This is a genomic window from Levilactobacillus fuyuanensis (genome assembly GCF_003946395.1).
Classification (GTDB): Bacteria; Bacillota; Bacilli; order Lactobacillales; family Lactobacillaceae; genus Levilactobacillus; species Levilactobacillus fuyuanensis.
Map to the genome: position 1 here is coordinate 1 of NZ_RHNZ01000042.1, position 2,850 is coordinate 2,850.

Annotated in this window: 1 protein-coding gene and 1 pseudogene; one reads left to right on the top strand and one right to left on the bottom strand. The window is 40.4% G+C overall.

Annotated features, from left to right (window positions below; genetic code table 11):
• Nucleotides 1-172 precede the first annotated feature (172 nt).
• A pseudogene (locus tag EKM73_RS12585) lies at nucleotides 173-403 on the top strand (transposase); the annotation flags it as partial.
• Nucleotides 404-650: 247 nt separating this feature from the next.
• Here the strand turns inward: EKM73_RS12585 and EKM73_RS12830 are convergent.
• Nucleotides 651-2,850 (bottom strand): mucin-binding protein (locus tag EKM73_RS12830; RefSeq protein WP_164508930.1); only part of this gene is annotated, 2,200 nt, incomplete at its 5' end.

Here is a 2,850-nt window from a genome sequence, read left to right on the forward strand (position 1 = left end):
CTTTTGGACAGTTCTAATGAACACTTGTAATTCCTAGTATAGCACAGAAATAAAAAAGACCATTAGGGTATACCCTATTGGCCGTTTTTGATCCATTATCAATGGCTTTTTAAATTAGGGCCTAGTACTTTTGGAATGGAAATACTTTCCAACACCAAAAATTCTAGACCCAGAGCGCCTGAGTAACCTCATCAAGACCTACAGGTCGTGCGGTGAGCCAATGGACATCGCCATTGCCACACTGAGGAAAAACCTCAGAGGCGTTTTGAATGCTTCTCAAACCAAGCTTTCAAATGGCCCACTAGAAGGCATTAACCGTAAGATCAAAGCGCTAAAGCGCAGCTGTTATGGATTTGCCAATCAAGAGCGCATGTTTGAACGGATCTACCAACTGATTGCCTAGAAAAGTCAGTGTACGACACCCCGGGGAGGAGTGTGCCCAAAAACAGGGCTACAGAGCATAATTGCGGCCATCTGACTTCTCAAACGGAGTTTTTCGGTTCAATAACAAAAAGCCCACTCCGAAGAGTGGACCTTTCAAAAGATAAAAACTATTAATCAACACCATTTGACACAGAGCCAGAATAATAATATTCTTCAGGGCCCTCTTTAAATAATCTATATTCACTACAGATATATTTATTTAATGGTTAATCATTACGACGTTTCTTGATACCAAGAAAACCGAGTAAACTTCCAAACATTGCCAACAAAATACCAATAGATGACATTGTTTGACTTTGACTATTGTTTTCACCAGTTTGAGGTAATTCTGGTGAATTAACAGCACTGTTGTTAACTTTAGATCCTGTATTAGTCGACGTATTGATTACTCCATTGTTAGTAGCGTTACTTGGCTGGGAAGGATTCCCTGGTTGGTTAGAACTGGAATTTCCTGTGTCCGTACCATTACCTGGCTTCCCCGGTTGATTGAGCCCAGTGCCGCCATTGTTATCTGTTGCGGGGTTCTTCGTGTAAACATAGGTAACAGTCTGATCCTGATCCGTAAAGCTCCCCGTAGGGTTCCCTTGGACTTCTTTGAAGGTGTAGCCTGGCACATCCTTTTGGGTCGTTGAATATGGATCGCCTACATTACCAGAAGCAATAACGTCGTCAGCGATTGAATTGCCGTTTTCATCAACATACTTAGCTGTGACGTTACCGCCAGCAACTGGAGCATTCTTGGTATAGGTAACCTTGAATTCTAAGTCCTTTGAGTCCCCGTTAACTGTTTGCTTGTCAATTTGCGCCTTGTCAGCGGTATAACCCTTTAATTCAGGACTTTTGACTGCGTCAAAGCTTTGATCTGCTGACCAAGCACCATACGTCTTTGCCCCAGTTACTGCGTCAGTTGAGACTGAACGTGTGAACTCTACTGGCTTAGCAACATGGTCATCGACTGCCTTTGAGCCATCTTTGTAGACATAATGAATGGTCTCATTAACTGTCTTCTTCTCTGTCGTAATCGTTGGAGCGTTCTTGGTATAGGTAACCGTGAATGCTAAGTCCTTTGAGTCCCCGTTAACTGTTTGCTTGTCAATTTGCGCCTTGTCAGCGGTATAACCCTTTAATTCAGGACTTTTGACTGCGTCAAAGCTTTGATCTGCTGACCAAGCACCATACGTCTTTGCCCCAGTTACTGCGTCAGTTGAGACTGAACGTGTGAACTCTACTGGCTTAGCAACATGGTCATCGACTGCCTTTGAGCCATCTTTGTAGACATAATGAATGGTCTCATTAACTGTCTTCTTCTCTGTCGTAATCGTTGGAGCTGGCTTCGTCGGTTGTGGATGAATATCCCATCTGTGCGATTCACCGCCGGTTATATTAACGATATTAGCAACAATATTCCCATCAATGTTAACTCCAGCATTAATAGTCGCATTAGGTGCTAAAACGCTTCCCATAAACCGACCACTGCTGAAATTGAAGACTTGTTCACCGGTACCTAAGTTCCATAATACATGGTTAGGCTCTGAATGCCCTTCACTGTTGGGTAGAGAATTCGTTCCATCATCATAATCTAATTGAACTTGTGTAGAAATATTTTGATCACCATTTGGAATATCAGTAACGTTAATGACGATAGTGGGGCCATTTTCTTCTTGAGATATTCCCTTGATTGTAATCGGCTGAGGAGCACTCAAATATTTGAATGGAACATTTACATAAATAATTTGTGTTCCAGTTGCTACTTTCGAAACATCAACATAGCGATTATTCATGTCATCATAATTTGAAATAACACCTTTTGACTGAGGAGTACTAGCATAACTGGTAGATGCCTTTACTAGTTGTTGAAATACATCACTAAAATCAATATAGGTCCGCCCATTGGTATCTTGATAAACATCTTCAGGTTTTAAATTATCCATAGTGATACCATTGATCAAGACCTTGTTATTTTCAATTGATACATTAACATCTTTACCTAATACTACATGATTGAATGTTTTATTTCTAAAAGCGTTACTTTGAAGATGTTTGGCCAGTTGTTGAATGTAATAAATATCACCGCTAGTTAAATTGTATGAATCACCACGTGTACCAAAATCATTAGAGCCATTTAAAATTTTAACAGCTAAATTACCATTAGTATCCGCCGATAAACTAGCTTGATTTGCAAAAATATGGAACAGAGAAGCTAATTTTAAAACACTGTTAGTATTTAGGTCGTTAATATCAATTCCTAAATTTTTTAAATAAGTATCATCACTAATGGAGGTAGCTGGTTGGACACTATTAGATGATAAGGCCATTAGCAGCTGAAAAACACTCTTCGTATCACTGGCACTGCTTACTGCAGTAGCTGCTGATTGTTGAGCAGCACTCTTCGTATCACTGGCACTG